Source organism: Bradyrhizobium sp. HKCCYLRH2015 (assembly GCF_051168215.1).
Classification (GTDB): Bacteria; Pseudomonadota; Alphaproteobacteria; order Rhizobiales; family Xanthobacteraceae; genus Bradyrhizobium.
On record NZ_JBNPUO010000002.1, the window covers coordinates 414,622 to 438,089 of the forward strand.

Here is a 23,468-nt window from a genome sequence, read left to right on the forward strand (position 1 = left end):
CCTACCAGTGCGCGGGAACATTTCAAGAACAAAAATGGCTGCCCCGAGGCAGCCATTGGTCAGCCGGCCGCTCGCGCGAGCGGGCGATGCGCCGGGAAAGGCGAATCAGGGCTTGGCGGCGCGGCAGGCCGGATTGAAGGCCCAGTTGCGATCGAGGCCGACGACGCAGAACTCGACGCCCTGGTCATAGCCGGCGAAGCCGCCATCCTCGATGATCGAGAAGTTGACGGTGCGCGCCTTGCCGTCGCTGATCATCACGCTGCCGGTGCAGAAGCGGCGCGGGATGTTGTCGGACTGCCAGGGCCGGAAGGCGATCTCGTGGACATTGGCGACGCCGGTGATCGTCAGCGAGGAATTCCAGAAGGTGCTCTCCTTGTCCTGGAATCGCGAGACGATGGTCGGAATGGCCGCCTCGCAAGGCGCGACCCGGCCGTCATATTTCGGACCGGACAGCCAGAAGTTCATCTCGAGCGGGTTGGCCGCCTGGACCGGCGCGGTCGCGACCGCGAGCAGCGCGCCGCATGCGGCACCGAACGTCTTGAAAGCTGAGCTGAAGTCGCGCATGGGCCGTCCGCAAGGCTGATCCGGGAGCGTGGACCGTGCCGCGGTGGCCACAGGAGGTCAAGTGCAACGCGGCAACACTCCACGATTAGTCCTGTTAACCCGGGGCCGGTGTTCTTTTCTTGACCGCACGGGACCTTTAGAATGGCAGGCCAGATCGAGGAGAATGCAATGCGGACGCTGATGGCCGGATTCGTGAAGACTGCAGGCCTCGTGGCCGCTGGGATGGTTCTGGTTGCCGCGTCCGCCCAGGCCGACGTGGTGCCGCCCTTCAAGGCCAACGACACCGGCGGCATCATCGCCTATCAGCTGGCCCAGACCACCGATGCGCGCCAGCTCGCGGTCGACCATTGCGCCTCCTACGGCAAGGTCGCGAAGTTCAGCGCCGTCGATGCGCGCTACGGCGGCTACGTCTCGTTCTCCTGCCGCTGGGTACCGTACGGCTCGGCGCAGCGGCCGCTGCGGACGCTCTACTGACCTTCCATCAACACCGTTCTCCTAATTGCCATCTTTTGGCGGCATTCGCTCTGGCATCGATCAACGAGCCGGAACGGGGGCACATGACCTGCACACGCATCGCAATCGGGCTGTTGGCCTGCTGCCTTCTGGGCGTGACCGCGAGCCATGAGGCTCGGGCCGTCGACCTGCCGGTGCGCAAGGCCGGCCTGTGGGAGCTGAAGATGATCAGATCCGGTGGTCAGCTGCCGGAGGCGACGATTCAGCACTGCACCGACGCGGCCACCGACAAGGAGATGAACAACTTCGCCTCTCCGATGGCGCAGCAGGTCTGCTCCAAGCAGGACATCCAGAAGACCGCGACCGGCTACGTCTCCGATTCGGTCTGCAATTTCGGCGGCATCAATACGACGTCGCATGCCGACATCACGGGCGATTTCAACTCGGCCTATACGGTGAAGACGATGTCGCGCGTCACGGGCGGCGCCGCCGGCACCGGGGTGAAGGACACCGCGATGACGATCGAGGCCAAGTGGCTCGGCGCCTGCAAGCCCGACCAGAAGCCCGGGGACATCGTGATGCCCGGCGGCATGAAGATGAACGTCAAGGACATGGCCAAGCTGAAGGCCCTGATCCCGGGCGTGAAGCAGTAGGCGGGCGCTCGTTGCGCGTGATGGGCGCAGCGACGTGGATCGTCGCTCATTCGCGGACGCAAAGCACGATCTTCCCGATGTGCCGGCCCGTCTCCATGCGGGCATGCGCAGCGGCCGCCTCGGACAGGCGATAGGTGCTGTCGATGTGCGGCCGAATGGCCGTTCCGAGAAGAGGCCAGATCCGCTGCCGCAGCTCGGTCGCGATCCGCCGCTTGAGATCGAGCGACGTCGACCGCAGGAACGCGCCGGTGATGCTGGCCCGGCGCGCCATCAGGCTGCGCAGCGGCACCGCCAGCTCCTTGCCCTGTCCAGCCGAGAGCTGGGCGATCCGTCCGCCCATCGCGAGCGCCGCAAGGTCCTGGGCGATGTAAGCGCCGGCGGAGGTGTCGAGGATGCAGTCGACCCCGCGCGTCCCCGTCGCCGCGCGGATCTGCTCGGCGAGATCGGGATCGGCATAGTCGAACACGGCGCTGCAGCCGAGCCTGAGTGCCAGGGCGCGCTTCTCCGCGGTGCCGGCGGTGGCCATGACGGGATGTCCCAGCGCGCGCAGCAGCTGGATCGCGATCGTGCCGACGCCGCTGCTGCCGCCGTGAATCAGGGTGGTCTCGCCGGGCGCCATGCGCATCAGCTCGAAGAAGTTGAACCAGGTCGTGAACAGCGCCTCGGGCAGGGCGGCGCCTTGGATCCAGTCGAGGCTGCTCGGCAGGTCCAGCGCAAGATGCTGATCGGTGGCGACGTATTGCGCGTATGAGCCGCCGTCGGTCAGCGCCATCACCGCTTGACCCAGCCGTTCCGGGGAAACGTCGGCGCCGCAGGCCACGATGCGCCCCGAGGCTTCCAATCCCGGTATGGGATTGGGCTCCCGCGACGGCCCGGCAGCGCGCTGGTTGCAGTCGTGACGGTTGATGCCGGCGGCGGCGACCTCGATCAGGACGTCGTCGGGGCCGAGCCGCGGGACCGGCCAGTCCTGTCGCTCCGACAGGACCTCCGGGCCGCCCGCGGCGGTGATGATGACGGCGCGCTGATCGTCCGGAATCATGTGTGGTCGCTCATGTGCTCACTTGCCGACCAGGCCGCACTTGCTGCGGTCGAGCGGACGAAACGCCTGATCGGGGGCGATCTTCGTCACCAGCTTGACGAAGTCCCAGGGGCCCTTCGATTCGGCGGGAGTCTTGACCTGGACGAGGTACAGGTCGTGCACCATGCGCTGGTCGTCGCGGATCTGACCGTGGTCCGCATAGGCGTCCGAGACCGGTGTGGATTTCATCTTCGCCATCACCGTTGCGCCGTCGTCGCTGTCCGCATCCTTCACCGCCTGCAGATAGTGCCGCACGGCCGAATAAACCCCGGCCTGGATCTGTGACGGCATCGCCTTGCGGCGCGCGTAGAACGCGTCGGAGAAGCGGCGCGCGGCGGGGGAGGCGTCCTCGAAGAAGCTGGTGACGATGAGATCGCCCTGCGTCGCCTTGAGGCCGATGGCTTCGATGTCGACGTTCTGGAACGACATCGGCACGATCTTCATCCCCTGGGCCGCAAGCCCGAATTCCTCGGCCTGCTTGATGGCGGTGGCATTGTCGCCGGCGACGTTGAGCGCCAGGATCTTGGCGCCGGAGGCCTGGGCCTGCAACAGGAACGAGCCGTAATCCGGCGTGCCGAGCTGCGCCTTGACGCTGCCGGCGACCGTGCCGCCGAGCTCGGCGATGCGGGCGCGCGCGGTCGCCTCGACCGAATGGCCGAACGCATAGTCGCCGGTGATGAAGAACCACGGCTCCTTGCTGGTCTGCATGATGCCCGAGACGACGGCGGTGGCGGTCGAATAGGCGTCGTGCGTCCATTGCACCGAGGTCGGCGCGCACGCCTCGTCGGTGAGCTGGTTGGCGCCGGCCCCCGAGACGAGGAAGATCCTGCCGTTGCTGCGCACCAGCTCCTGGACGCCGAGCGCCGCGCCGGAGCTGCCGCCGTCCGCGATCGCCTGCACGCCGTCCTGTTCGAACCAGCGCCGGGCGATCGCGACCGCGATATCCGGCTTGTTCTGGTGGTCCGCCTGAAGGATCTCGATCGGCCTGCCGTTGATGTTGCCGCCGAATTCCTCTGCGGCCATCCGTGCCGCTTCCACCGAGCCGGGCCCCATCGCGGTCGCAAAGATGCCGGTCATGTCGGTGAGCACGCCAATCCGGATGGCTTTCCCTTTGATGTCCGCCTGCGCGGATGAGCCTGCAAGCAGCAACAGCGCGGCGATGCCCGCTGTGAGACGTCGCGACATGATGATCCTCCCCGGATTCAACGACTTTGTTTGTTATGTCGTGTTTGGTTGGTGCGCCGCGCGGTTCCGCGAGGCGGAGACGTCAGGCCGCCGGTTCGGCGGCCACGGGATTGCGCAGTACGCCGATGCCCGAGATCTCGACCTCGACCGTATCGCCGGGCTTCATGAACAGTGGCGGGGTGCGCTTGAAGCCGACGCCTCCCGGCGTGCCGGTGACGATCACGTCGCCCGGCAGCAAGGTCATGATCTCCGAGCAATAGACGATCAGATCAGGCACGTCGGTGATGAGCAGGTCCGTGGTGGTCCGCTGCACGGTCTCGCCATTGAGGCGGGTCTGCAGCGTCAGCCTGGACGGGTCGGGAATTTCGTCGGCGGTGACGAGCCAGGGGCCGAACGCGCCGGACTGGTCGAAGGTCTTGCCCGACAGGAATTGCGACGTATGGCGCTGCCAGTCGCGGATGCTGCCTTCATTGTAGCAGGAATAGCCGGCGATGTGCGTGAGCGCGTCCTCGCGCCGGACATGCCGGCCGGCTGTCCCGATCACGAGCGCGAGCTCGCCCTCGTAGTCGAAATGATCGGAGACACCAGGGCGAACGATCGGTTGCAGATGTCCCACCTGGCTGGTCGGAAAGCGCGCGAACAGCGCCGGCTTCTCGGTGACGGTTCGCCCGGTCTCGGCGACGTGGTCGCGATAGTTCAGGCCGACGCAGATGATCTTGCCGGGATCGGGAATGACGGGCGCGAAGGCGATCGCGTCGAGCGGATAGTCGGCCGGTTCGGAGGCGAGCAGCGCGGCGGCGTCGCCGAGCGCATGGGCCTCAAGCAGCGCGCGCAGGCTCTTCGACGACAGCCGCCGGCCGAGGTCGACGACACCATCGCCTTTCACTACGCCGTAGCCCGCACGACCGTCGATGACAAAGGAAACCAGCTTCATACGTGAACCCTCTCAAAAGGAACGGAAACGCTCAGGTCGCGTTCGGCAGCGGTGCGAGGAAGGCGAGGCCTGACAACAGCACCGCGGGATCTTCGCCCGTGCGGACAGCGCCCAGGATGTAGCGGTCGGGGCGCATCAGCACGGCGTCGAAGCCGTGCTGATCGAGCCAGCCGTCGAGGCGGCCAGCTTCCTCGCCGCAGATGACGGCGACGTCAGCGGCCGTCAGGCGGGCATGATGCTGCTCGATCACTGCGGCACCGAGTCCTGACCGGCACAACAGCGCGAAGCGATAACCGATGCGGTCGTCGCTGCGGCCGAGATCGCGGCTGCGGAATTGCGGCGCCGGCTTTCCGGTCATGCTGCGATCGCCGCAGGCCAGGCCCGGGCCGAGCAGCGGCTTCTGCACGTCGAGCTTGAGCTGGCCGTCGCCCTGTGCCGTGCCGGTCGCGAGCGCCGACTCGACCGCCTTGGTGTTGATGAGTCCGCCCAGCCGGATCGCGAGCTCGATGAACTCGCGTACATGCGGCGCGCGCTCGCTTTGATAGGTGTCGAGAAGATCAGGCGTTGCCTTGCCGGCGATCACATGGGCCAGCTTCCACGCGAGGTTGGCTGCATCGCGAATGCCGGCACACATGCCTTGGCCAAGGAACGGCGGGGTCTGATGCGCGGAATCACCTGCGAGCAGCAACCGTCCGCTACGCCATTGCTGCGCCACCGCTGAGTGGAAGGTGTAGACAGCGGCGCGTTCGATCTCGGCCTCTGCGGGCCGGAGCCAGGGCGAGAGCAGCTCCCACACGCGCGCCGGCCGCGTGATCTCGGCGGCGTCTTCGTCAGGCTGAACCGTGATTTCCCAGCGTCGGCGGTTGCCGGTGCCGCGAATGTAGGTCGCGGGACGCTGCTTGTTGCAGTGCTGGACGCTGAAATCGCCGAGGTCGGGCCGTTCCTCGCTCAGCCGCACGTCGCAGACCAGCCAGCGCTCGTGGAAGCCGAGATCGTCCAGCGCCGAGCCGATGAAGCGCCGCACCAGCGAGCGTGCTCCGTCGCAGCCGACCACATAAGCGCAGGAGATATCGACCAGCTGGCCCGTGGCGAGATCCTCATAGCGAACGCGGGCGCCGTCCTGGTTCTGCTCCAGCGCGAACACATCGCAGCGCGTGCGCAGCTCGACATGAGGCCAGCGCTCCAGGCCATTGTTGAGCACGGCTTCGAGATCGGGCTGGTGAAAGCGGTAGCTCAGATTCCAGCCCATCGCTGTCGGCGCGCTGGGGCGCGGCCAGTCCAGCAGCAACCGTCCCTCCGCATCGACGAAGCGCATCCCGGGACTTAAAGTGATGTGGGGCAGGATGGCGTCGGCGAGACCGATGGTCTGGAACACGCGCATGCATTCGTCATCGAAATGCACTGCGCGCGGCAAGTGATAAGCCTTGGCTTCGCGCTCCAGGACCAGGGTGCGGATGCCGCACAGGCCGAGCAGGTTGGCGAGCGTCGAGCCGATGGGCCCGCGACCGACGATGACGACGTCGAAGCTTCCGGAGTGTGCGGCCATGTTGCTCATGGTCGCATCTGTTCCGCAACCGCCTCGCACCTTCAAGGCGCGGTCACGAACTGTCCGCCCAGCGGACGCTCAGGCCTGGACGGGGATCGCGGCTGCGGCGTCGCGCAATGGCGCCGCGTACTGGGCGACAGCCTCCTCCAGGGTCATGGCGGAGCGGATCCAGATGATCGACATGCAGCCGAACACGACGTCGCCCCGCACGATCGGCACCGCGATCGATGACGTCTTCGGATTGAACTCGCCCTCGTTGCGGATTGCATAGCCGCGCTGAGACGTTTCATTCATCATGCGCTGCAGCCGCTCGGGCGCCAGGAAGGGAAGGTCCTCGGCATTCTCGATGCGTCGCAGGTGGTTGATGATGAGGTCCCGCTCTGCGGGCGGGCAGGCCGCCAGATAGGCCCGGCCGGCCGAGGTCTGCAGCATCGGCAGGCGCTTGCCGATCATGCTGCGATCGATCGAGAGCGGGCTGCGCGCATGCGTGGTCTCCTGGATGACCATCGCGCCGTTCTCATAAGTCGACAGGTCGACGGGCCAGACCAGGGTGCGGCTGAGTTCGGCGAGATAGGGCGCGGCTGCCTGGCAGATGACGATGCCGGGATCATAGCCGTCGCCGAGGTTCAATGCGTGGCGCGTCACCCGGAAGCGGTCGTCGCTGGCGCTGCGCGCGATGTAGCCGAGCTCCTCGAGTGTTTCGAGCAACCGATAGACCGTGGGCCGCGGCAGATCGAGCTGGCGGGCCACGTCGCCGGCGCGAATGCCGCCGGACCGATTGACCGCGCGCAGCACATCGAGGCCCCGCTTGAAGGCGCGGACACCCTCCGCAGGACGGGCTTGCGGAGATCGCGTCCGTTGCTTGGACACTTGGAAAATCCTCCCTGTTCTTCGTTTCCGTCCGCCGATACCGTCTTGAGAACGCGAGCCGGATGCAGGGGCGGCAGTCTACTGCAGGACCGCGCGGAGCTGATACGAAATTCCGCCCGCGCCTTTCGGGAGACAACAAGATGGAAATAACGGCGCTCGGTTACATCGGCATCAAGTCGTCCCAGGCGGAGCAGTGGGGACGCATGGCGACCGAACTCCTCGGGATGCAGCGCGTGGATCGCGCGGCCACCGTGCAGGCCTATCGGATGGACGATCGCAAGCAGCGGCTGATCGTCGATGGCAGCGGCGATGGCGGGCTCGCCGTCATGGGCTGGGAGGTCGGCGACGCCGCCGCGCTCGCGCGCCTGGCGGGCCGTCTCGACGACAACGGCGTGAAGGTGGCCCGTGGTTCGCAGGCGCTGGCCGATGAGCGTCATGTCACCGAGCTGATCTGCTTTCAGGATCCCGCCGGCCACACGATCGAGGTGTTCTGGGGGGCGGCCGTCGCCTCGGATCCCTTCAGGCCAGGACGTCCGATCTCCGGTTTTCGCACCGGGCCGCTCGGCATGGGACACGTCGTGCTCAACGTCGAGGACGTCGAGCCGCTGCTGCGGTTCTATCGCGACCTGCTCGGCTTCCAAGTGTCCGACTTCGGCCTGACGCCTTACAAGCTGTATTTCTTCCACGTCAACGGCCGCCACCATAGTTTTGCGATGGTCGGCTCGGGCCGCCGCACGCTGCATCATTTCATGGTGGAGCTCGGCAGTCTCGACGACGTCGGCCAGGGCTACGACCTGGCGCAGCTCGACGATGGGCGCGTGGCCTATACGCTGGGCCGTCATACCAACGACCACATGACCTCGTTCTACGTCAACACGCCCTCCGGCTTCTTCATCGAATATGGCTGGGGCGGCCGGCTGATCGATCCCGCGACTTGGCAGCCGCACGAGACCTTCGACGGTCCGTCATTGTGGGGACACGAGCGCTTGTATTTGCCGGATGAGCAGCGCAAGCGCCTGCGCGACATGCGGCTGTCCGCGGCTGCACGCGGCGTCCGCGTGCCGGACCCGCGCGTTCCGCCGCTGAACTGCGCTTGGCTCGACGCGGTGATCGCGCAGGAATGAACCAAGCGGCGCGCTACACCGGGATCCGCACGCTCGCGCGCAGGCCGCCCATCGGGCTGTCACCCAGCGTGATATCGCCGCCATGGGAGCGGGCGATGTCGCGGGCGATGGCGAGGCCGAGGCCGGTGCCGCCCTCGTCCTGGTTGCGCGCGTCGTCGAGGCGCAGGAACGGCTTGAACACCTCCTCGCGCATGTCGGCCGGGATGCCCGGGCCGTCATCGTCGACGGTGATGGTGAGGTAGCGGTGGTCGCGATGGCCGGTGATGGCGATCGCGTCGGCATGGCGGGCGGCGTTGGAGACGAGATTGCCGAGGCAGCGCTTCAGCGCCTGCGGTTTCACGGTGACCACCGGCAGGCCGTGGAACGACACCGTGGCGGAATGGCCGTTGCGCTCGGCGTCGCTGCGCAGCTCCTCGAGCGCGTTGGAGATGTCGGTCGGCTGCGCGATCTCGCCATTGTCGCCGCGCGCGAAGGCGAGATAGTCCTCCAGCATGTGCGACATCTCGTCGACGTCCTTACGCATGGCGTCGATCTCCGGGCTGTCGCCGAGCAGCGCCAGCTCAAGCTTGAAGCGCGTCAGGATGGTGCGCAGATCGTGGCTGACGCCTGCCAACATCGCCGTGCGCTGCTCGAGGGTGCGCTCGATGCGCGCCTTCATCTCCAGGAAGGCGTGCGCCGCGCGCCGCACCTCGCGCGCGCCGCGCGGGCGGAAGTTCGGCACCTCGCGGCCCTTGCCGAAACTCTCGGCGGCATCCGCGAGCCGCAGGATCGGCTTGATCTGGTTGCGCAGGAACAGCACCGAGACGATCAGCAGGATCGACGACGTGCCGACCATCCAGAACAGGAAGATGTCGGTGTTCGACGCATAGGCCGCGCCACGCTGCGCGAACACGCGCATCACGGCGTCATCGAGCGCGATGCGGATCTCGACCAGGTTTGAGCGGCCGACGGTGTCGATCCAGAACGGGCGGCTGATCTGGCGGCCGATCTGGCTCGACAGCGACTGGTCGAGCAGGTTGAAGAACGGTTTTGGCCCCGGCGGCGGCATGTCGCCGGCCGGCAGGAAGTCGACCACGAGGTTGAGCCGCTGCTGCGCGATCCGGCGCAGCATGGTGCGGTCCTTGTCCTGCGGATAGCCCTTGTAGATGTCGATCAGCGCGGCGACGTCCTGCACCACGGCGGCGGACAGGCGTCGCGTCACCGTGTTCCAGTGCCGCTCCATGAACACGCCCGCGACCACCGTCTGCAGGATCACCATCGGCACGATCATGATCAGCAGCGCCCGCGCATACAGGCCGGTCGGCATCCAGCCCTTGAAGGCGTTGCCGACGATGCTGTTGGCGCGCGACACGCGGCGGGAGGCGGTGCGGATCAGGGTGAGGCCGGTGTCGAGCGTGGTCATGCGGATCTGCTCTCACGGGTGACGCTGCCGTCATTGCGAGGAGCGAAGCGACGAAGCAATCCAGGGTCATCGCGGGACTCTGGATTGCTTCGCTTCGCTCGCAATGACGGGGAGAGATTGGGGCGCCTCAACTCTTGCGGCGAGGAAGTGAGAGCCGCAGCCCTGGCGGATGGGATCGAAGTTCTTGCACCGGCGATGGTCTGCTCCCTCTCCCCGTTCTTACGGGGAGAGGGCTGGGGTGAGGGGCAGCCGCACGGGGAGTGTTTGTGGTGAGACCTGTACCCACTCACCCGGATTGCATCTGACGATGCAATCCGACCTCTCCCCGCAGGCGGGGAGAGGCTGAGACCGCGCTCGTGGCGAGAGTTCGAATCCAACCGGAGAGAATAAGCGTGCTCACTGGCGCAACGCGCAAGAAGAGCAACGTGGTCGGAGCCGCCGGTCATCAACCCGCTCTCAACCCGTCACCATCAGCCGGTAGCCGATGCCGCGCACGGCCTGCAGGAACAGCGGGTTGGCCGGATCGCTCTCCAGCTTGCGGCGCAGGCGGTTGATCTGGACGTCGACGGCGCGCTCGTTGACGGTGCCGTTGCCGGTCAGCGCGCCGCGCGGCACGGTCTCGCCGCGGGCATTGGCAAGGATGCGCAGCATCTCGCGCTCGCGGTCGGTGAGGTGGACGATCTCCTCGCCCTGCTTCAGCTCGCCGCGCGCCAGATGGTAGACGAACGGGCCGAACCCGATCTGCTCGACGACCTCTTCCGCCGGAGGCGGCGCGGCCCGCTTGAGGATGTTGCCGATGCGCAGCGCGAGCTCTCTCGGCTCGAACGGTTTTGCGACGTAGTCGTCGGCGCCGAGCTGCAGGCCCTCGATGCGGCTCTCCGGCTCGGCCCGCGCGGTCAGCATCACGATCGGCACCGAGGATTGCGTGCGGATGAAGCGGGCGAGGTCGAAGCCGCTTTCGCCGGGCATCATCACGTCGAGGATCAGCAGATCGAAATGCAGCCCCGTCAGCTTGGCGCGGGCGTCGCTCGCGCTCGCCGCCGTGGTGACGCGATAGCCTTCGCCGCGCAGGAAGCGAGACAGCAGATCGCGGATGCGGCGGTCGTCGTCGACGAGCAGGAGATGCGGTGCGTCGTCGGCCGGCGTCTGCTGATGATGCGGTGCGATGGCGGCGATCGTCACGGTCACTCCTTGGCAGCGGCGACAGGCGTCTTGAAGATGGCTTCCAGCACCTTGTCCGGATCGTCGCGATCGATCATCGCGCGCAGGAACTGCCGGACCTTCTCGGCGCCAGCAGGCCCGATCTGCTCCAGCGCGCGGTCGATGCGCCGCGTCTGCAGCCCGGCCAGCTTGGCGACCAGCGCCTCGCCCTTCGGCGTGGCGAAAAGAAGGCGCTGCCGGCGGTCGTTGTTGCCGGTCTTCTGCACGATGTAGCCTTCGTCCAGCAGCTGCTTGAGCACGCGTCCGAGCGACTGCTTGGTGATGCGGAGAACGTCGAGCAGATCGGCGACCTTCAGGCCGGGATAGCGTGTGACGAAATGCATCACGCGGTGATGCGCGCGGCCGAAGCCGAACGCCTCCAGCTCGTGGTCGGCATCGCCGACGAAGTCGCGATAGGCGAAGAACAGGAGCTCGATGATGTCCCAGCGCAGCGGCTCGCCGGCGGCGGCGGAGGGCTCAGCCGCGCGCAGCTCGGGGCTCAACGTCGGGGACGAGAAATTTATGTCAGCCATATTGACGTTTCTGCGGTTCAATGTTACAAAACAATCGTCCGCTACGAAATTTTAGATCGTTTCATCGGCGGGCGATGGTCTCCAGGCGTGTCTGAACGGGCCGTAGGCAACCCCGACGGGCATCCTTGGGCGACGTATCGAACAACCGTGTGATGTCGAGCGGCATTTCGGCAAACCATACTGGACTTCCGCCGGGCGCAAAAGCATGTCCTGTGGTGGCATGCTTGCCCGGGGACCGGCCCAAAGCCGGTCGCGGCAGGTCCGAAATTCAAGAAGCCGACTGGCCCGATCGGACGGGTCGGCCCCAGAACTCGCGAATGGCGATCAGAGCGGGGGAAGCAAGGACATGACTTTGACATTCGACATCAAGCCGACGACAAACCCGACCCCCGACCAGGAGCGCGCTGCCAAGCTCGCCAACCCGGGCTTCGGCCGGGTGTTCACCGACCACATGGCCGTGGTCCAGTACAGCCAGGACAAGGGGTGGCACAGCGCGCGGGTCGAATCCCGCGCCAACTTCCCGCTCGATCCGGCGGCGGCCGTCCTGCACTATGCGCAGGAGATCTTCGAGGGGCTCAAGGCCTACAAGCGCGACGACGGCGGCGTGAACCTGTTCCGCCCCGACGCCAATGCCAAGCGGTTCTGGAATTCGGCCGAGCGCATGGCGATGGCGCAGTTGCCGCCGGAGGTCTTCATCGAGGCGGTCGAGCGGCTGGTTCAAATCGACCGCGCCTGGATCCCGGGCGGCGAGGGCAGCCTCTATCTGCGTCCGTTCATGATCGCCAGCGAGGTGTTCCTCGGCGTGAAGCCGTCGGCGGAGTACATCTTCGCGGTGATCGCCTCGCCGGTCGGCTCCTATTTCAAGGGCGGCCCGGCACCGGTCTCGATCTGGGTCTCGGAGAACTACACCCGCGCCGCCGTCGGCGGCACCGGTGGCGTGAAGTGCGGCGGCAATTACGCGGCGAGCCTCAAGGCGCAGGCCGAGGCGATCCAGCATGGCTGCGACCAGGTGGTGTTCCTGGATGCGATCGAGCGCCGCTATGTCGAGGAGCTCGGCGGCATGAACGTGTTCTTCGTGTTCGACGACGGCTCGCTGTCGACGCCGCCGCTCGGCACCATCCTGCCGGGCATCACCCGCGACTCCCTGATCGCGCTGGCGCGCGATGCCGGCCGCGAGGTGCGCGAGGAGGCGTATGCGATCGACCAGTGGCGCGCGGATGCCAAGAGCGGCAGGCTGAAGGAGGCGTTCGCCTGCGGCACCGCCGCGGTGATCTCGCCGATCGGCAAGGTCTGCTCGGCGAGCGGCGACGTCCTGATCAACGGCGGCGACGCCGGCCCGGTCGCCATGGGCCTGCGCAAGCAGCTCGTCGACATCCAGTACGGCCGCAGCCCGGATCCGCACAACTGGATCAGGGACGTGAAGTAGGGCAGGGCGCGCTTGGGCTGCCAGATTTTGCGCACAGCCCAGCCACGATGACGGTCTGCTCCCCTCCCCCTTGCGGGGAGGGGGCGCACCGCATGGGCTGAGGGAGCTCAGCTCTCACTGTCATAGGCGCAGGTGCACGACGCCCCTGCGGGTTGCCGCACGCGGTCGCGGCTGCTACCAACCCGGCAACGCATTCCATCCCGTAGGGTGGGCAAAGGACCGCGCAAGCGGGCCGGGCCCACTGTCTGCGATGTCAGCCATGGTGGGCACGCTGCGCTTTGCCCACCCTACGTTCCGGTCCCAGATGTCCGACAAACCCAAGAAACCCCAGAAGCTGAAGGCGCGGCTGCCGCGCGGGCTCGAGGATCGCGGCCCGGCCGCGATCGCGGCGACGCGCGAGATGGTCGAGAAGATCCGCGCCGTCTATGAGCGCTACGGCTTCGAGCCGGTGGAGACGCCGGCATTCGAATACACCGACGCGCTCGGCAAGTTCCTGCCCGACCAGGACCGGCCGAACGAGGGCGTGTTCTCGTTCCAGGACGATGACGAGCAGTGGATCTCGCTGCGCTACGACCTCACCGCGCCGCTGGCGCGCTATGTGGCCGAGAATTTCGACGCGCTGCCCAAGCCGTATCGCAGCTATCGCGCCGGCTACGTCTTCCGCAACGAGAAGCCCGGTCCCGGCCGCTTCCGCCAGTTCATGCAGTTCGACGCCGACACCGTCGGCTCCGGCTCGCCGGCGGCCGACGCCGAGATGTGCATGATGGCGGCCGATACGATGGAGGCGCTGGGGATTCCGCGCGGCTCGTATGTCGTGAAGGTCAACAACCGCAAGGTGCTCGATGGCGTCATGGAGGCGATTGGGCTCGACGGTGATGAGAACGCCGGCCGTCGGCTCACTGTGCTGCGGGCTATCGACAAATTCGACCGGCTTGGTGAGGAGGGGGTTAGAGCTCTACTTGGAGCAGGCCGCAAGGATGAAAGCGGAGACTTCACAAAGGGCGCTGGTCTTCAGGACGACGCTATAACTCGTGTGTTGTCGTCAACCTGCCCTGAAACGGGTACAAATGAAGAAGTAATCACAAAGCTTATGCTCGTTTCTAGTGCGCGTATTGCCGATGAGGGCATAAGCGAATTGGCTAGTATTGCAGCGTTAGTTGCAGCATCCGGTTACGGTGATCGCGTTCGTGTCGATCCCACTGTCGTCCGCGGTCTCGAATACTACACCGGCCCTGTCTACGAAGTCGAACTCCTGCTCGAGACCAAGGACGAGAAGGGCCGCCCAGTGCGCGTCGGCTCAGTCGGCGGCGGCGGGCGCTACGACGGCCTGGTGTCGCGCTTCCGCGGCGAGCCGGTGCCGGCGACCGGTTTCTCCATCGGTGTTTCTCGTTTGCAGGCGGCGCTGACGATGCTGGGCAAGCTCGACACGCGCCCGGCGTTCGGGCCGGTGGTCGTCACCGTGTTCGACCGCGACCGCATCGCCGACTATCAGAAGATGGTGTCGACCTTGCGCAATCACGGCATCCGCGCCGAGCTCTATCTCGGCAATCCGAAGAACATGGGCAACCAGCTCAAATATGCCGACCGCCGCAACGCGCCCTGCGTCATCATCCAGGGCAGTGACGAGAAGGCGCGCGGCGAGGTGCAGATCAAGGATTTGATCGAGGGCGCCAAGGCCGCGGCCGCGATCGCCTCCAACCAGGAATGGCGCGAGAGCCGTCCGGCGCAGTTCTCAGCCAAGGAGGACGAACTCGTCGCCGGCGTGCGCGAAGTGCTCGCGCGCCACGACGTGAGCTGGGGGTAGCAAAACTCGTCATGCGCGGGCTTGACCCGCGCATCCATCTCCGCTGACGATGGCCGTTGATGTCAGGGATGGATTGCCGGGTCGAGCCCGGCAATGACGCGGCTGAGATAGCTAACAGGGAGCAACGAATGCCCGAGATCACCGTGAGCATGGCCGCCGGCCGCACCGACGAGCAGAAGGCCAACATGATGCGCGACATCACCAAGGCCCTGGTAACGCATCTCGGCGTCGACCCGGAAGCTGTGGTGATCCAGATCAACGAGGCGCCGCTGACGCACAAGATGAAGGGCGGCAAGACCTTCGTCGAGCGCCTGGCCGAGCAGAAGAAGTAGCTGGCGTCGTTCCGGCGAAGCCGCCATCACATCTGCGACGACAAACACTGCCGTCGTCCCGGCGAAAGCCTGGACCCATACCCCCGGGAGCGTTTCGAGGCACGCTGGTGATTGGCCTTTTGCCCGTCACGGCCGCCGCGCCGCAGGGGTCCCGGATCGGCGCTGCGCCGCGCTGTCGCGCGTAGCAGCTTGTCCGGGACGACATCTGAACTTGGAGCCATCATGGACGCACGTGAGATCATCAAACCGGGCATGCGCGCCGAGCGCCTGCTGGTGGTGCCGCCGGAGCGCACCGTGGGGCACTTTGTTCCTCATATGCCCATGGTCTATGCGACGCCGATGATGATCCTGGAGATGGAGATGACATCGGGCGACGCCATCAACCCGGTGCTGCCGCCGGGCTGGGTGACGGTCGGCACCGAGGTCAACGTCCGCCATCTCGCGGCGTCGCCGGTCGGCGCCACCATTCGCACGGTTGCCGAGGTGATCGAGGTCGAGCGCCGCGTCATCCGCTTCTCGGTCGAGGCGTATCATGGCGAGGTGAAGATCGGCGACGGCCGCCACGGTCGCGGCCTCATCAATGTCGCGCAGTTCAAGAAGCGGTTCGGCGTGACCTGAACCGCTTCGCGCTAGACCGACTGGCCCGTCTTCAACAGCGAGCAGCCGGTGATCCTGAGGCTGCCGTCGGGCTGGGTCTGCAGCGTGTAGAGCGCCTCCCACGCCTCGCCTTCGGCATCGACGATGTGGACGCGCTGCGCGACGCTGCCGTCCTCGACCTCGGCGGCGCCGAATTCGAAGCTGCGATGGCGATAGACCGGCGGGTAGCCGCTCTTGACCATGCTCATGAAGATCTCGACGCTCGGAAACAGCGCCTGGATTTCCGGCGCGGCCTGGGCATAGGCGGTCGCGCCGTCGTCGCGCGCCAGGGCCTGTTCCTGGGCGCGAATGACGCTCTGCGCCGCGCTGGCGTCCGCCGCGGCGGCGGGGTGGGCCAACAGTGACAGCAGCAGGACGAGCGGCATCAGAATGCGCATGTCATGTCCTCCATCGGCAGGTCGGGTCGATCCATCATGCGCCATGGACCGTGCGTGACAAGCCTGCCGTCGCGCGTCAATGTCGCGGGCCGGCGGCGATCGGCCGGCTGGATTGTGTCGCCATCGTCACGTCTTCGCGAGCCATGCGGCCCGCGCGGTGCCGGTCGCGATCGGATCGGCTTGATCTGGCCTGATCCGGCGCGAATCATGCATTCAGGCCGTGAACGAAGCAGGAGCCGCATGACCGATTTTTCCACGACTCGATCGCTCTTCACGATCCCTGACGGGGTCATCTATCTCGACGGCAATTCGCTCGGCGCGCTGCCGTCCGCCGTGCCCGCCCGCGTTGCCCGGATGATCGAGGCTGAGTGGGGACGGGAGCTGATCCGCGGCTGGAATAGCGCGGGATGGATGGTGCAGCCGCGCCGCGTCGGCGACCGTATCGCGCGGCTGATTGGGGCCGCGCCCGGCACGGTCGTGATGGGCGATACGCTCTCGATCAAGGTGTATCAGGCGCTGGCCGCGGCGCTGTCGCTCAATCCGGGCCGTCGCGTGATCCTGTCCGACAGCGGCAATTTTCCGTCCGATCTCTACATGGCGCAGGGCCTGGTCCGCATGCTCGGCGACCGCGCCACCTTGAAGGTGGTCGAGCCGGAGCAGGTCGAGGCTGCGATCGACGACAGCGTCGCGGTGCTGATGCTGACAGAGGTGGACTACCGCACCGGCCGCATGCACGACATGAAGGTGCTGACGGCAAAGGCGCACGCGGCCGGCGCGCTCGCGGTATGGGACCTCGCGCATTCCGCCGGCGCGGTGCCGGTCGATCTCGCCGGCGCGGAGGCCGACTTTGCGGTCGGCTGCACCTACAAATATCTCAATGGCGGTCCCGGCGCGCCGGCCTTCATCTATGTCGCGCCGCGTCATGCCGACATCGCGCCGCCGGCGCTGTCCGGCTGGATGGGCCACGAGGCGCCGTTCGCCTTCGATCTCGATTATCGCCCCGGCGGCGGCATCGAGCGGATGCGCATCGGCACGCCGCCGATCATCGCATTGGCCGCGCTGGATGCCGCGCTCGACGCCTGGGACGGCGTGTCGATGCAGGACGTGCGCAAAGCCTCCATCGCGCTGTCGGAATTGTTCATCGCCGAGGTCGAGAGGCGCTGTCCGTCGCTGACACTGGCCTCGCCGCGCGATGCGTCGCGCCGCGGCAGCCAGGTGTCGTTCCGCCATCCGGACGGCTATGCGATCATGCGGGCGCTGATCGCGCGCGGCGTGATCGGCGATTTCCGCGCGCCCGACGCGCTGCGCTTCGGCTTCACGCCGCTCTACATCGGCGAGAGCGAGGTGCGCGGCGCCGTCGACATTCTCGAAGAGGTGCTTGCCGACAAGCTGTGGGACAAGCCCGAGTATCGCCAGAAGGAGCTCGTGACGTGAGCAGCGCGCCCTACGATCCCGCCACCGAGGGGGCGCGGATGAACTTCAAGGGACGGATGTCCTATGGCGACTATCTGATGCTGGATCGCCTGCTCGATGCGCAGGCGCCGCTGTCGTCGGCGCACGACGAGCTCCTGTTCATCATCCAGCACCAGACCTCCGAATTGTGGATGAAGCTCGCGATCCACGAGATCAAGGCCGCCATGGCGGCGATCGCCCGGGACGACGTGCAGCCGGCGTTCAAGATGCTGACAAGAGTGTCGCGCATCTTCGAGCAGCTCAACGGCGCCTGGGACGTGCTGCGCACGATGACGCCGAGCGAGTACACGCTGTTCCGCGACAAGCTCGGCGAGTCCTCCGGCTTCCAGTCGTTCCAGTATCGCTCGATCGAATTCCTGCTCGGCAACCGCAATCTGGCGATGCTGCGCCCGCATGCGCATCATCCGGAGCTGACCGCCGAGCTGGAGGCGATCCTGGCGAAGCCCAGCCTGTATGACGAAGCACTGCGGCTCTTGGCACGGCGCGGCTTCTTCATCGGCGTCGACGGGCAGCGCACCGACTGGCGCGGCACCCGCGCCGAGAGCCCGGAGGTCGCGGCCGCCTGGACCAGCGTCTATCGCGATCCGCAGCGGCATTGGGAGCTGTATGAGCTCGCCGAGAAGCTGGTCGACTTCGAGGACTATTTCCGCCGGTGGCGCTTCAATCACGTCACCACGGTGGAGCGCATCATCGGCTTCAAGACCGGCACCGGCGGCACGTCAGGCGTCAACTATCTGCGCAAGATGCTGGAGATCGTGCTGTTCCCCGAACTCTGGAAGCTGCGCACCGGGCTATAGGGCCGCGCGCTCATTCGATCAGGAGATTATCATGCTGTATGCCGTCAAGGACTGGGACAACGCCTATGCCAACGGCCCGAACATCGCCGGTGGCGAGCGCTGGCCCGGCCTGTGGGTCGCGCCGGCCGAGGCGTATCGAACGGCGTTGGCCGGGCAGGGCCGCGCCAGGCTCGACATCGCCTTTGGCGCACATGAGCGCCAGCGCCTCGACCTGTTCCTGCCTGAGGGCACGCCAAAGGGGCTCGTCGTGTTCGTGCATGGCGGCTACTGGATGCGGCTCGACAAGAGCTTCTGGTCGCATCTCGCGCAAGGTCCAATCGCGCGCGGCTTTGCCGTGGCGATGCCGTCCTACCGGCTGTGTCCCGAGGTCGGCATCGCCGACATTTCGGGCGATGTCGCGCAGGCGGTCGCGAAGGCGATGGACGAGGTTGCCGGTCCCGTGGCGCTGACCGGCCATTCCGCCGGCGGCCATCTCGTCACCCGCATGATCTGCCGCGGCGCCCCGCTGTCGCCGGAGCGACAGGCGCGCATCACCAGCGTGGTCTCGCTCTCCGGCCTGCACGATCTGCGCCCGCTGCAGCGGACCGTGATGAACGACACGCTACATATCGACGAAGCCACGGCGCTGCGCGAGAGCCCGGCGCTGCTCGCGCCGATCGACGGCGTCAAGGTCACCGCCTGGGTCGGCGGCGCCGAGCGCAACGAATTCCGCCGTCAGGCGCAATTGCTCGCAAACATCTGGATCGGCTTGGGTGCTACGACCGCCTATGTCGAGGCGCCGGACCAGCATCATTTCGACGTGATCGACGATCTGGCTGATGCGGAGAGCGGGCTGGTGAAGGCGCTGGTGGAGATGTAGGCAGCTCCCGCGTGGGTTCGAGGTCGCGGCCACGCTTAATCGTCAAAGCAAATTACGGCTATCGACATAACTCATTTTGGAACGCCTCGGCGGCTGGCTACTCTTTTCGCGTGTTGAACGTCGACCTCGTCCACCTTGCTCCGTCGCGCGTGGACGTGGTCGCACCGTGATCGAGGGGCCTTGATGCCAGTCCGACGTCCGACTGCTACCGAGCTGCAACAGGCCGCGCGCGAGATCGGCCTCGATCTCGATGATGCCGATGCGGCGTCGTTCCTTGCGCTGATGCAGGGTCAGCTCGACGCTTACGATCTCGTCGACGAGAAGGCGGCGCCGCTGCCCGAGGTCAAATATCCAAGACCATCAGGAACGCGCCCGCTGCCGGAGGACAATCCGTTCGGCGCCTGGGCCGTCACCGCGCACATCCAGGGCGCCGCGGACGGCAAGCTCAAGGGCAGGCGCGTCGCCATCAAGGACAATGTCTGCGTCGCCGGCCTTCCCATGATGAATGGTGCGACCATCCTCGAGGGCTACGTCCCGGAGATCGATGCGACCATCGTCACGCGCCTGTTGGACGCGGGCGCGGACATTCTGGGCAAGGCCGTCTGCGAATACTACTGCGCCTCCGGCGGCAGTCACACCTCAGCCAATGGGGTCGTCGAGAATCCGGTCGTGCCCGGCCACAATGCCGGTGGATCGTCTTCAGGATCCACCGCCCTGGTCATGGCCGGCATCGTCGACATGGCCACTGGCGGCGACCAGGGCGGCTCGATCCGCATCCCCGCGTCCTATTGTGGTGCCGTCGGCCTGAAGCCGACGCACGGCCTCGTGCCCTATACGGGCATCTTCGCGGTCGAGTTGACGGTCGATCACGCCGGCCCGATCACCCGCACCGTTGCCGACAACGCATTGATGCTCGAGGTGATGGCAGGGCCGGACGGGCTCGATCCGCGGCAGCGCGGTGCCTCGTCACAGCCCTATACGCAGGCGCTGCGGCAAGGCGTGGCCGGCTTGCGCATCGGCGTGGTGCCCGAAGGGTTCGGCACGGCCGGCGCCGAGACCGAGGTGGACGACCGCGTGCGCGAGGCGGCCGGTCGTCTCGCAGCCAAGGGGGCCGACGTCCGTGAGGTCGCAGTGCCGCTGCATGCCGCCGGGGCTGCAATCTGGACGCCGATCTTTCTCGAAGGCGCCACCGATCTGATGATGCGCAGCAACGCCTATGGTACCAACATGAAGGGCGTGTTTCTGGAGAGCCTGCTCGATGCCCACGCGCGCTGGCGCGATCGGGCCGGAGAATTGTCCGAGACGCTGAAGCTCGGCATCCTGACCGGCCACTATATGTCGTCGCGCAATCGCGGCCGCTACTACGGCAAGGCACAGAACCTCAACCGCCTGCTCACGGGAGATTATGATCGCGCGCTCGAACAGGCCGATCTGCTTCTGATGCCGACCACGCCGATGGCAGCGACCCGGCTGCCGTCCGCCGGGGCGTCGCGGGAGGAGATCATCGGCCGCGCCTTCGAGATGGTCGGTAATACCGCGCCGACCTGCCTCACCGGGCATCCCGCGATCTCCGTTCCGGTTGGGAAGACGGCGGACGGCCGTCCGATCGGCGCGATGCTGGTCGCGCGTCACCTCGACGAGTCGACGTTGTACCGGGCGGCTTCCGCACTGGAGGCGTGCTACCAGTGAAGGATGACGTCGTCCCGACAGCAGGTGCTCGTCGGATGCGGCGCGGGATCTGAGGGGATCTACGGCCTGGCAATGGGTGGCAGCAGCCCGGGCAGATCGAACAGTCCCCGGACCCGGTGATCGGGCGCGAGCCCGAGCTCGTCCATCTGCATCCGCATCGCCTTGAACATCGTCAGCGGCGCAACGAGCGCGCAGCTTTCACAGGCTGCGGCCATCGCTTCGGGCGTGACCCTCTCGATCCATGCCACGGTCAGCCCGGCAGCCTTGGCACCGATCGCGTCCCACGGATTCGAGGACACGAACAGGACTTCGGCGGGCGCGGCTCCGAGCTCGGACTCGATCAGGGAGTAGGCCTCGGGACTCGGCTTGAACGTCGCTCTGCTGTCGACGCTGATGGTCTTGTCGAGAAACCGATCGAGACCGGTGTTGCGTACCAGCGCGTCCAGCATCGCAGGGGCACCATTCGAAAGGATCGCCAGCTTGCGGTCCTGGAGACGCTCAAGGGTGGACAGCGTGTCCGGGTAGGGATCGAGGTTGACATATTTGTCCATGATCACCTCGAGCAGCGCTTCTTCGTAGCCAAGGCCGAGGACCCGGAGCGTATAGACCAGGGATTGGCGCGTCACCGCCTCGAAATCCTCGTAGCGCCGCATCAGCGAGCGCAGCCAGGTGTATTCGAGCTGCTTCATCCGCCAGATCTGCGTGATCATGTCGCCACGGCCCGGGAAAGCCTGCTCGGTGACCGACGCCACCGATTGAATGTCGTAGAGGGTGCCGTAGGCGTCGAAGACGACGGTGCTGATCGCCACGGGGATGGTCCTTGTGTCGGAGCGGTTTTGTACGCGAAGTGCGGCAAGGGACCGCAATGCAGTCCCGTTGCGTCGCGTCAGGGACTTGACGCGAGTTCCGGCATCCCATGCCGCAACTCTGGTCTTTACGAAGTGTGTTCCGACCGACAAAGTGAATTATGACGATGTTGGTATCGTCTTTTTCGATAGCGGGGACTGTCGTGAACTTCGATATCGACTGCCTCAGATCGTTTCTCGTGATCGCGGACACGATGAGCTTCTCGCGGGCCGCAGAGTCCGTCGGGCGATCGCAGTCGACGATCAGCCAACAGATGTCCAAGCTGGAATTGCAGGTGGGCAAGCCATTGTTGACGCGGCGCAAGGGCCGCGTTCTGGAGCTGACCCCCGAGGGTGACCGCTTCGTCCAATACGCGCGGCGTATTCTCCAGCTCAATGACGAGGCCTATGCCTCGATGTGCGAGGATGTCCTCCTCGGTTTCGTTCGTCTGGGGGTTCCGCTCGACTTTTTTGGCCGCGACTTCACCACGTGGCTCGCGCGGTTCAAGACCAAGAATCCGATGGTGGGCATCGAGGTCGAAGCCAATCAGTCGGAAAGCCTGATGAGGCGGAGCGCCCGCGGCGAATTCGACCTCGCCTTCTTCAAGCAGGAGGCCGGGGCTCGAACCGGCACCTCGGTGCTGACAGAGCAATTGGTCTGGGTCTGCGGGCCGAACTACACGCCCGACGATGCGTCGATCCCTCTCGTCCTCTTCCCGGACGGCTGCACGTATCGGCGTTTCGCCATGTCGTCGCTGAAGCAGAACGACCGGCGTTGGCATCTCAGCTTCGTCAGTCCGAGCTTCGAGTGCCTCAAGGCGGCGACGCTCGAGGGGCTGGGAATCACCGTCCTTGCGCGCGCCCTGGTGCAGCCGCCGTTGCGCATCATCCGGCAGGATCTCGGTCTGCCGCGCTTGCCGACCGTCGAGCTCGCCTATGCGCGCGGCCGCAGCAACTCCCGCACGGTGGGGGAGCTGACCACGTTTCTCGCCGAGAGGCTGACGGGAGCGGGCGTGCAGCCATAGCTCGGATCTGTGCCGAACGGGCTTCGCTTGCGACCCGACGGCTGCGCCGCATAGGGCCAGGGCGCGCGAAGCACTTCTAGGGCCAATCGACGCCTCGACCGGATTGGTGCTGAGTCGAGGTGCAGCGGGTCGATCGCAGCGACAGCGACAAGATCAAGGAGACGCCGTCGCCGCCTCCCTTTCGCGCATGGCGAGCTTTCCTCGCAGAAATCGCTGCGCCGTCGTCGTGGACAGGACGATGCTTCGGCGCGCTTCGCCGCAATTCCCGTTGCCCGCCAAGGTTCGCATAATTCCTATAGCGCGTCGCTGAGCAGCCGTCGCGCCGCCTTCAATCCCTGCTCGTCGCGCTTGTAGAACGTCCAGCCCTTGGCGCGCTTGGCCTTGACGAGGCCGGCGGCCACCAGCACGCGCATGTGCTCGCTCAGTGTCGGCGCGGAGACGCCGAGCTTTTCGGCAATGAATAGCCCGCAGACCCCGTCCTTGACGAGGTCGCCATCGTTCTGTGGCGGAAAATGCCGCGTCGGATCGCGCAGCCACTCCAGGATCTGCAGCCGCTTGTCGTTGGCCAGTGCACGGAACACGCGGTCGGGCGCCATTTTGGTACTTTGCCAATTAGCTAATTTATGTCAAGACATGCCGATC

At 66.2% G+C, this 23,468-nt stretch carries 24 protein-coding genes; 12 read left to right on the forward strand and 12 right to left on the reverse strand.

The window, feature by feature from the left end; all coding sequences use genetic code 11:
• Positions 1 to 105: 105 nt before the first annotated feature.
• Complete coding sequence (locus tag ACQR1H_RS06000) at positions 106 to 564, reverse strand: hypothetical protein (RefSeq protein ID WP_316217108.1); 459 nt, start codon at positions 562 to 564, stop codon at positions 106 to 108.
• Between the two features lie 168 nt (positions 565 to 732).
• Between ACQR1H_RS06000 and ACQR1H_RS06005 the strand changes: the two genes are divergently transcribed.
• Positions 733 to 1,038, forward strand: coding sequence for a hypothetical protein (locus tag ACQR1H_RS06005; protein WP_434889631.1), 306 nt, complete (start codon positions 733 to 735; stop codon positions 1,036 to 1,038).
• Between the two features lie 83 nt (positions 1,039 to 1,121).
• Positions 1,122 to 1,670, forward strand: coding sequence for a DUF3617 domain-containing protein (locus ACQR1H_RS06010; protein ID WP_315801960.1), 549 nt, complete (start codon positions 1,122 to 1,124; stop codon positions 1,668 to 1,670).
• Between the two features lie 46 nt (positions 1,671 to 1,716).
• Here the strand turns inward: ACQR1H_RS06010 and ACQR1H_RS06015 are convergent, their stop codons facing one another.
• From ACQR1H_RS06015 to ACQR1H_RS06035, 5 genes are all read right to left on the reverse strand, one after another.
• The gene (locus ACQR1H_RS06015) at positions 1,717 to 2,709 is read right to left on the reverse strand and encodes an NAD(P)H-quinone oxidoreductase (protein WP_434907281.1); all 993 of its coding nucleotides are present in this window, start codon (positions 2,707 to 2,709) and stop codon (positions 1,717 to 1,719) included.
• Between the two features lie 18 nt (positions 2,710 to 2,727).
• Positions 2,728 to 3,933 (reverse strand): ABC transporter substrate-binding protein, encoded by a 1,206-nt coding sequence (locus tag ACQR1H_RS06020; RefSeq protein ID WP_315801962.1) that lies wholly within the window; start codon positions 3,931 to 3,933, stop codon positions 2,728 to 2,730.
• An 82-nt stretch (positions 3,934 to 4,015) separates the two neighbouring features.
• Positions 4,016 to 4,867: a fumarylacetoacetate hydrolase family protein gene (locus ACQR1H_RS06025; protein ID WP_434907282.1), complete on the reverse strand. Its 852-nt coding sequence runs from the start codon at positions 4,865 to 4,867 to the stop codon at positions 4,016 to 4,018.
• 31 nt (positions 4,868 to 4,898) lie between these two features.
• Positions 4,899 to 6,422 carry a bifunctional 3-(3-hydroxy-phenyl)propionate/3-hydroxycinnamic acid hydroxylase gene (locus tag ACQR1H_RS06030; protein ID WP_434907283.1) on the reverse strand — a complete coding sequence of 508 codons (1,524 nt, stop codon included), beginning with the start codon at positions 6,420 to 6,422 and terminating at the stop codon, positions 4,899 to 4,901.
• 69 nt (positions 6,423 to 6,491) lie between these two features.
• The gene (locus ACQR1H_RS06035; protein WP_434907284.1) at positions 6,492 to 7,283 is read right to left on the reverse strand and encodes a DNA-binding transcriptional regulator; all 792 of its coding nucleotides are present in this window, start codon (positions 7,281 to 7,283) and stop codon (positions 6,492 to 6,494) included.
• A gap of 140 nt (positions 7,284 to 7,423) precedes the next feature.
• Between ACQR1H_RS06035 and ACQR1H_RS06040 the strand changes: the two genes are divergently transcribed.
• Positions 7,424 to 8,407 carry a VOC family protein gene (locus tag ACQR1H_RS06040; RefSeq protein WP_434889502.1) on the forward strand — a complete coding sequence of 328 codons (984 nt, stop codon included), beginning with the start codon at positions 7,424 to 7,426 and terminating at the stop codon, positions 8,405 to 8,407.
• A gap of 13 nt (positions 8,408 to 8,420) precedes the next feature.
• On the opposite strand, the gene ACQR1H_RS06045 is transcribed toward ACQR1H_RS06040, so the two are convergent.
• The 3 genes from ACQR1H_RS06045 to ACQR1H_RS06055 form a co-directional block, all read right to left on the reverse strand.
• Complete coding sequence (locus tag ACQR1H_RS06045; RefSeq protein WP_316183195.1) at positions 8,421 to 9,809, reverse strand: ATP-binding protein; 1,389 nt, start codon at positions 9,807 to 9,809, stop codon at positions 8,421 to 8,423.
• Positions 9,810 to 10,265: 456 nt separating this feature from the next.
• Positions 10,266 to 10,997, reverse strand: coding sequence for a response regulator transcription factor (locus ACQR1H_RS06050; RefSeq protein ID WP_315801968.1), 732 nt, complete (start codon positions 10,995 to 10,997; stop codon positions 10,266 to 10,268).
• The gene (locus ACQR1H_RS06055) at positions 10,994 to 11,542 is read right to left on the reverse strand and encodes a MarR family winged helix-turn-helix transcriptional regulator (RefSeq protein ID WP_315801969.1); all 549 of its coding nucleotides are present in this window, start codon (positions 11,540 to 11,542) and stop codon (positions 10,994 to 10,996) included. The genes ACQR1H_RS06050 and ACQR1H_RS06055 overlap by 4 nt, the downstream gene beginning before the upstream one ends.
• 346 nt (positions 11,543 to 11,888) lie before the next feature.
• On the opposite strand from ACQR1H_RS06055, the gene ACQR1H_RS06060 reads away from it, so the two are divergent.
• The 4 genes from ACQR1H_RS06060 (at position 11,889) to ACQR1H_RS06075 (ending at position 15,722) form a co-directional block, all read left to right on the forward strand.
• On the forward strand, positions 11,889 to 12,968 hold the full coding sequence (locus tag ACQR1H_RS06060) for a branched-chain amino acid aminotransferase (RefSeq protein WP_434907285.1): 1,080 nt from the start codon (positions 11,889 to 11,891) through the stop codon (positions 12,966 to 12,968).
• Between the two features lie 259 nt (positions 12,969 to 13,227).
• On the forward strand, positions 13,228 to 14,772 hold the full coding sequence (gene hisS, locus ACQR1H_RS06065; RefSeq protein WP_434907286.1) for a histidine--tRNA ligase: 1,545 nt from the start codon (positions 13,228 to 13,230) through the stop codon (positions 14,770 to 14,772).
• Positions 14,773 to 14,840: 68 nt separating this feature from the next.
• Positions 14,841 to 15,104, forward strand: coding sequence for a tautomerase family protein (locus ACQR1H_RS06070; protein ID WP_434907381.1), 264 nt, complete (start codon positions 14,841 to 14,843; stop codon positions 15,102 to 15,104).
• A gap of 222 nt (positions 15,105 to 15,326) precedes the next feature.
• The gene (locus tag ACQR1H_RS06075) at positions 15,327 to 15,722 is read left to right on the forward strand and encodes a thioesterase family protein (RefSeq protein WP_315801972.1); all 396 of its coding nucleotides are present in this window, start codon (positions 15,327 to 15,329) and stop codon (positions 15,720 to 15,722) included.
• Positions 15,723 to 15,733: 11 nt separating this feature from the next.
• Here ACQR1H_RS06075 and ACQR1H_RS06080 read toward each other — a convergent pair whose 3' ends face one another.
• Complete coding sequence (locus tag ACQR1H_RS06080; RefSeq protein ID WP_316183190.1) at positions 15,734 to 16,138, reverse strand: DUF4864 domain-containing protein; 405 nt, start codon at positions 16,136 to 16,138, stop codon at positions 15,734 to 15,736.
• Positions 16,139 to 16,378: 240 nt separating this feature from the next.
• Here ACQR1H_RS06080 and kynU point away from each other — a divergent pair, with 240 nt between their 5' ends.
• The 4 genes from kynU to ACQR1H_RS06100 all read left to right on the forward strand — a co-directional run bounded on the left by kynU (position 16,379) and on the right by ACQR1H_RS06100 (position 20,956).
• Positions 16,379 to 17,572 (forward strand): kynureninase, encoded by a 1,194-nt coding sequence (gene kynU / locus ACQR1H_RS06085; protein ID WP_434873249.1) that lies wholly within the window; start codon positions 16,379 to 16,381, stop codon positions 17,570 to 17,572.
• Positions 17,569 to 18,408, forward strand: a complete 840-nt coding sequence (gene kynA / locus ACQR1H_RS06090) for a tryptophan 2,3-dioxygenase (RefSeq protein ID WP_316183188.1) — start codon at positions 17,569 to 17,571, stop codon at positions 18,406 to 18,408. The genes kynU and kynA overlap by 4 nt, the downstream gene beginning before the upstream one ends.
• A 31-nt stretch (positions 18,409 to 18,439) precedes the next feature.
• Positions 18,440 to 19,267 (forward strand): alpha/beta hydrolase, encoded by an 828-nt coding sequence (locus tag ACQR1H_RS06095; RefSeq protein ID WP_434907287.1) that lies wholly within the window; start codon positions 18,440 to 18,442, stop codon positions 19,265 to 19,267.
• A gap of 183 nt (positions 19,268 to 19,450) precedes the next feature.
• Positions 19,451 to 20,956 (forward strand): amidase, encoded by a 1,506-nt coding sequence (locus tag ACQR1H_RS06100; protein WP_434907288.1) that lies wholly within the window; start codon positions 19,451 to 19,453, stop codon positions 20,954 to 20,956.
• A 59-nt stretch (positions 20,957 to 21,015) separates the two neighbouring features.
• On the opposite strand, the gene ACQR1H_RS06105 is transcribed toward ACQR1H_RS06100, so the two are convergent.
• The gene (locus ACQR1H_RS06105; RefSeq protein ID WP_434907289.1) at positions 21,016 to 21,765 is read right to left on the reverse strand and encodes a haloacid dehalogenase type II; all 750 of its coding nucleotides are present in this window, start codon (positions 21,763 to 21,765) and stop codon (positions 21,016 to 21,018) included.
• A 158-nt stretch (positions 21,766 to 21,923) separates the two neighbouring features.
• Between ACQR1H_RS06105 and ACQR1H_RS06110 the strand changes: the two genes are divergently transcribed.
• Positions 21,924 to 22,826 carry a LysR substrate-binding domain-containing protein gene (locus tag ACQR1H_RS06110; protein ID WP_434907290.1) on the forward strand — a complete coding sequence of 301 codons (903 nt, stop codon included), beginning with the start codon at positions 21,924 to 21,926 and terminating at the stop codon, positions 22,824 to 22,826.
• A gap of 293 nt (positions 22,827 to 23,119) precedes the next feature.
• On the opposite strand, the gene ACQR1H_RS06115 is transcribed toward ACQR1H_RS06110, so the two are convergent.
• Positions 23,120 to 23,422, reverse strand: coding sequence for an ArsR/SmtB family transcription factor (locus tag ACQR1H_RS06115; protein WP_315801980.1), 303 nt, complete (start codon positions 23,420 to 23,422; stop codon positions 23,120 to 23,122).
• Between the last annotated feature and the right edge of the window lie 46 nt (positions 23,423 to 23,468).

Bases quoted from the DNA above. Each gene is read 5' to 3' on its own strand.
- ACQR1H_RS06080 (WP_316183190.1), bottom strand. From the start codon at position 16,138: ATGCGCATTCTGATGCCGCTCGTCCTGCTGCTGTCACTGTTGGCCCAC.
- ACQR1H_RS06040 (WP_434889502.1), top strand. From the start codon at position 7,424: ATGGAAATAACGGCGCTCGGTTACATCGGCATCAAGTCGTCCCAGGCG.
- ACQR1H_RS06055 (WP_315801969.1), bottom strand. From the start codon at position 11,542: ATGGCTGACATAAATTTCTCGTCCCCGACGTTGAGCCCCGAGCTGCGC.
- ACQR1H_RS06100 (WP_434907288.1), top strand. From the start codon at position 19,451: ATGCCAGTCCGACGTCCGACTGCTACCGAGCTGCAACAGGCCGCGCGC.
- ACQR1H_RS06095 (WP_434907287.1), top strand. From the start codon at position 18,440: ATGCTGTATGCCGTCAAGGACTGGGACAACGCCTATGCCAACGGCCCG.
- ACQR1H_RS06000 (WP_316217108.1), bottom strand. From the start codon at position 564: ATGCGCGACTTCAGCTCAGCTTTCAAGACGTTCGGTGCCGCATGCGGC.
- hisS (WP_434907286.1), top strand. From the start codon at position 13,228: ATGGTGGGCACGCTGCGCTTTGCCCACCCTACGTTCCGGTCCCAGATG.
- ACQR1H_RS06070 (WP_434907381.1), top strand. From the start codon at position 14,841: ATGGATTGCCGGGTCGAGCCCGGCAATGACGCGGCTGAGATAGCTAAC.
- ACQR1H_RS06110 (WP_434907290.1), top strand. From the start codon at position 21,924: ATGACGATGTTGGTATCGTCTTTTTCGATAGCGGGGACTGTCGTGAAC.
- ACQR1H_RS06025 (WP_434907282.1), bottom strand. From the start codon at position 4,867: ATGAAGCTGGTTTCCTTTGTCATCGACGGTCGTGCGGGCTACGGCGTA.
- ACQR1H_RS06060 (WP_434907285.1), top strand. From the start codon at position 11,889: ATGACTTTGACATTCGACATCAAGCCGACGACAAACCCGACCCCCGAC.
- ACQR1H_RS06115 (WP_315801980.1), bottom strand. From the start codon at position 23,422: ATGGCGCCCGACCGCGTGTTCCGTGCACTGGCCAACGACAAGCGGCTG.
- ACQR1H_RS06010 (WP_315801960.1), top strand. From the start codon at position 1,122: ATGACCTGCACACGCATCGCAATCGGGCTGTTGGCCTGCTGCCTTCTG.
- ACQR1H_RS06045 (WP_316183195.1), bottom strand. From the start codon at position 9,809: ATGACCACGCTCGACACCGGCCTCACCCTGATCCGCACCGCCTCCCGC.
- ACQR1H_RS06075 (WP_315801972.1), top strand. From the start codon at position 15,327: ATGGACGCACGTGAGATCATCAAACCGGGCATGCGCGCCGAGCGCCTG.
- ACQR1H_RS06005 (WP_434889631.1), top strand. From the start codon at position 733: ATGCGGACGCTGATGGCCGGATTCGTGAAGACTGCAGGCCTCGTGGCC.
- ACQR1H_RS06020 (WP_315801962.1), bottom strand. From the start codon at position 3,933: ATGTCGCGACGTCTCACAGCGGGCATCGCCGCGCTGTTGCTGCTTGCA.
- ACQR1H_RS06015 (WP_434907281.1), bottom strand. From the start codon at position 2,709: ATGATTCCGGACGATCAGCGCGCCGTCATCATCACCGCCGCGGGCGGC.
- ACQR1H_RS06030 (WP_434907283.1), bottom strand. From the start codon at position 6,422: ATGAGCAACATGGCCGCACACTCCGGAAGCTTCGACGTCGTCATCGTC.
- kynU (WP_434873249.1), top strand. From the start codon at position 16,379: ATGACCGATTTTTCCACGACTCGATCGCTCTTCACGATCCCTGACGGG.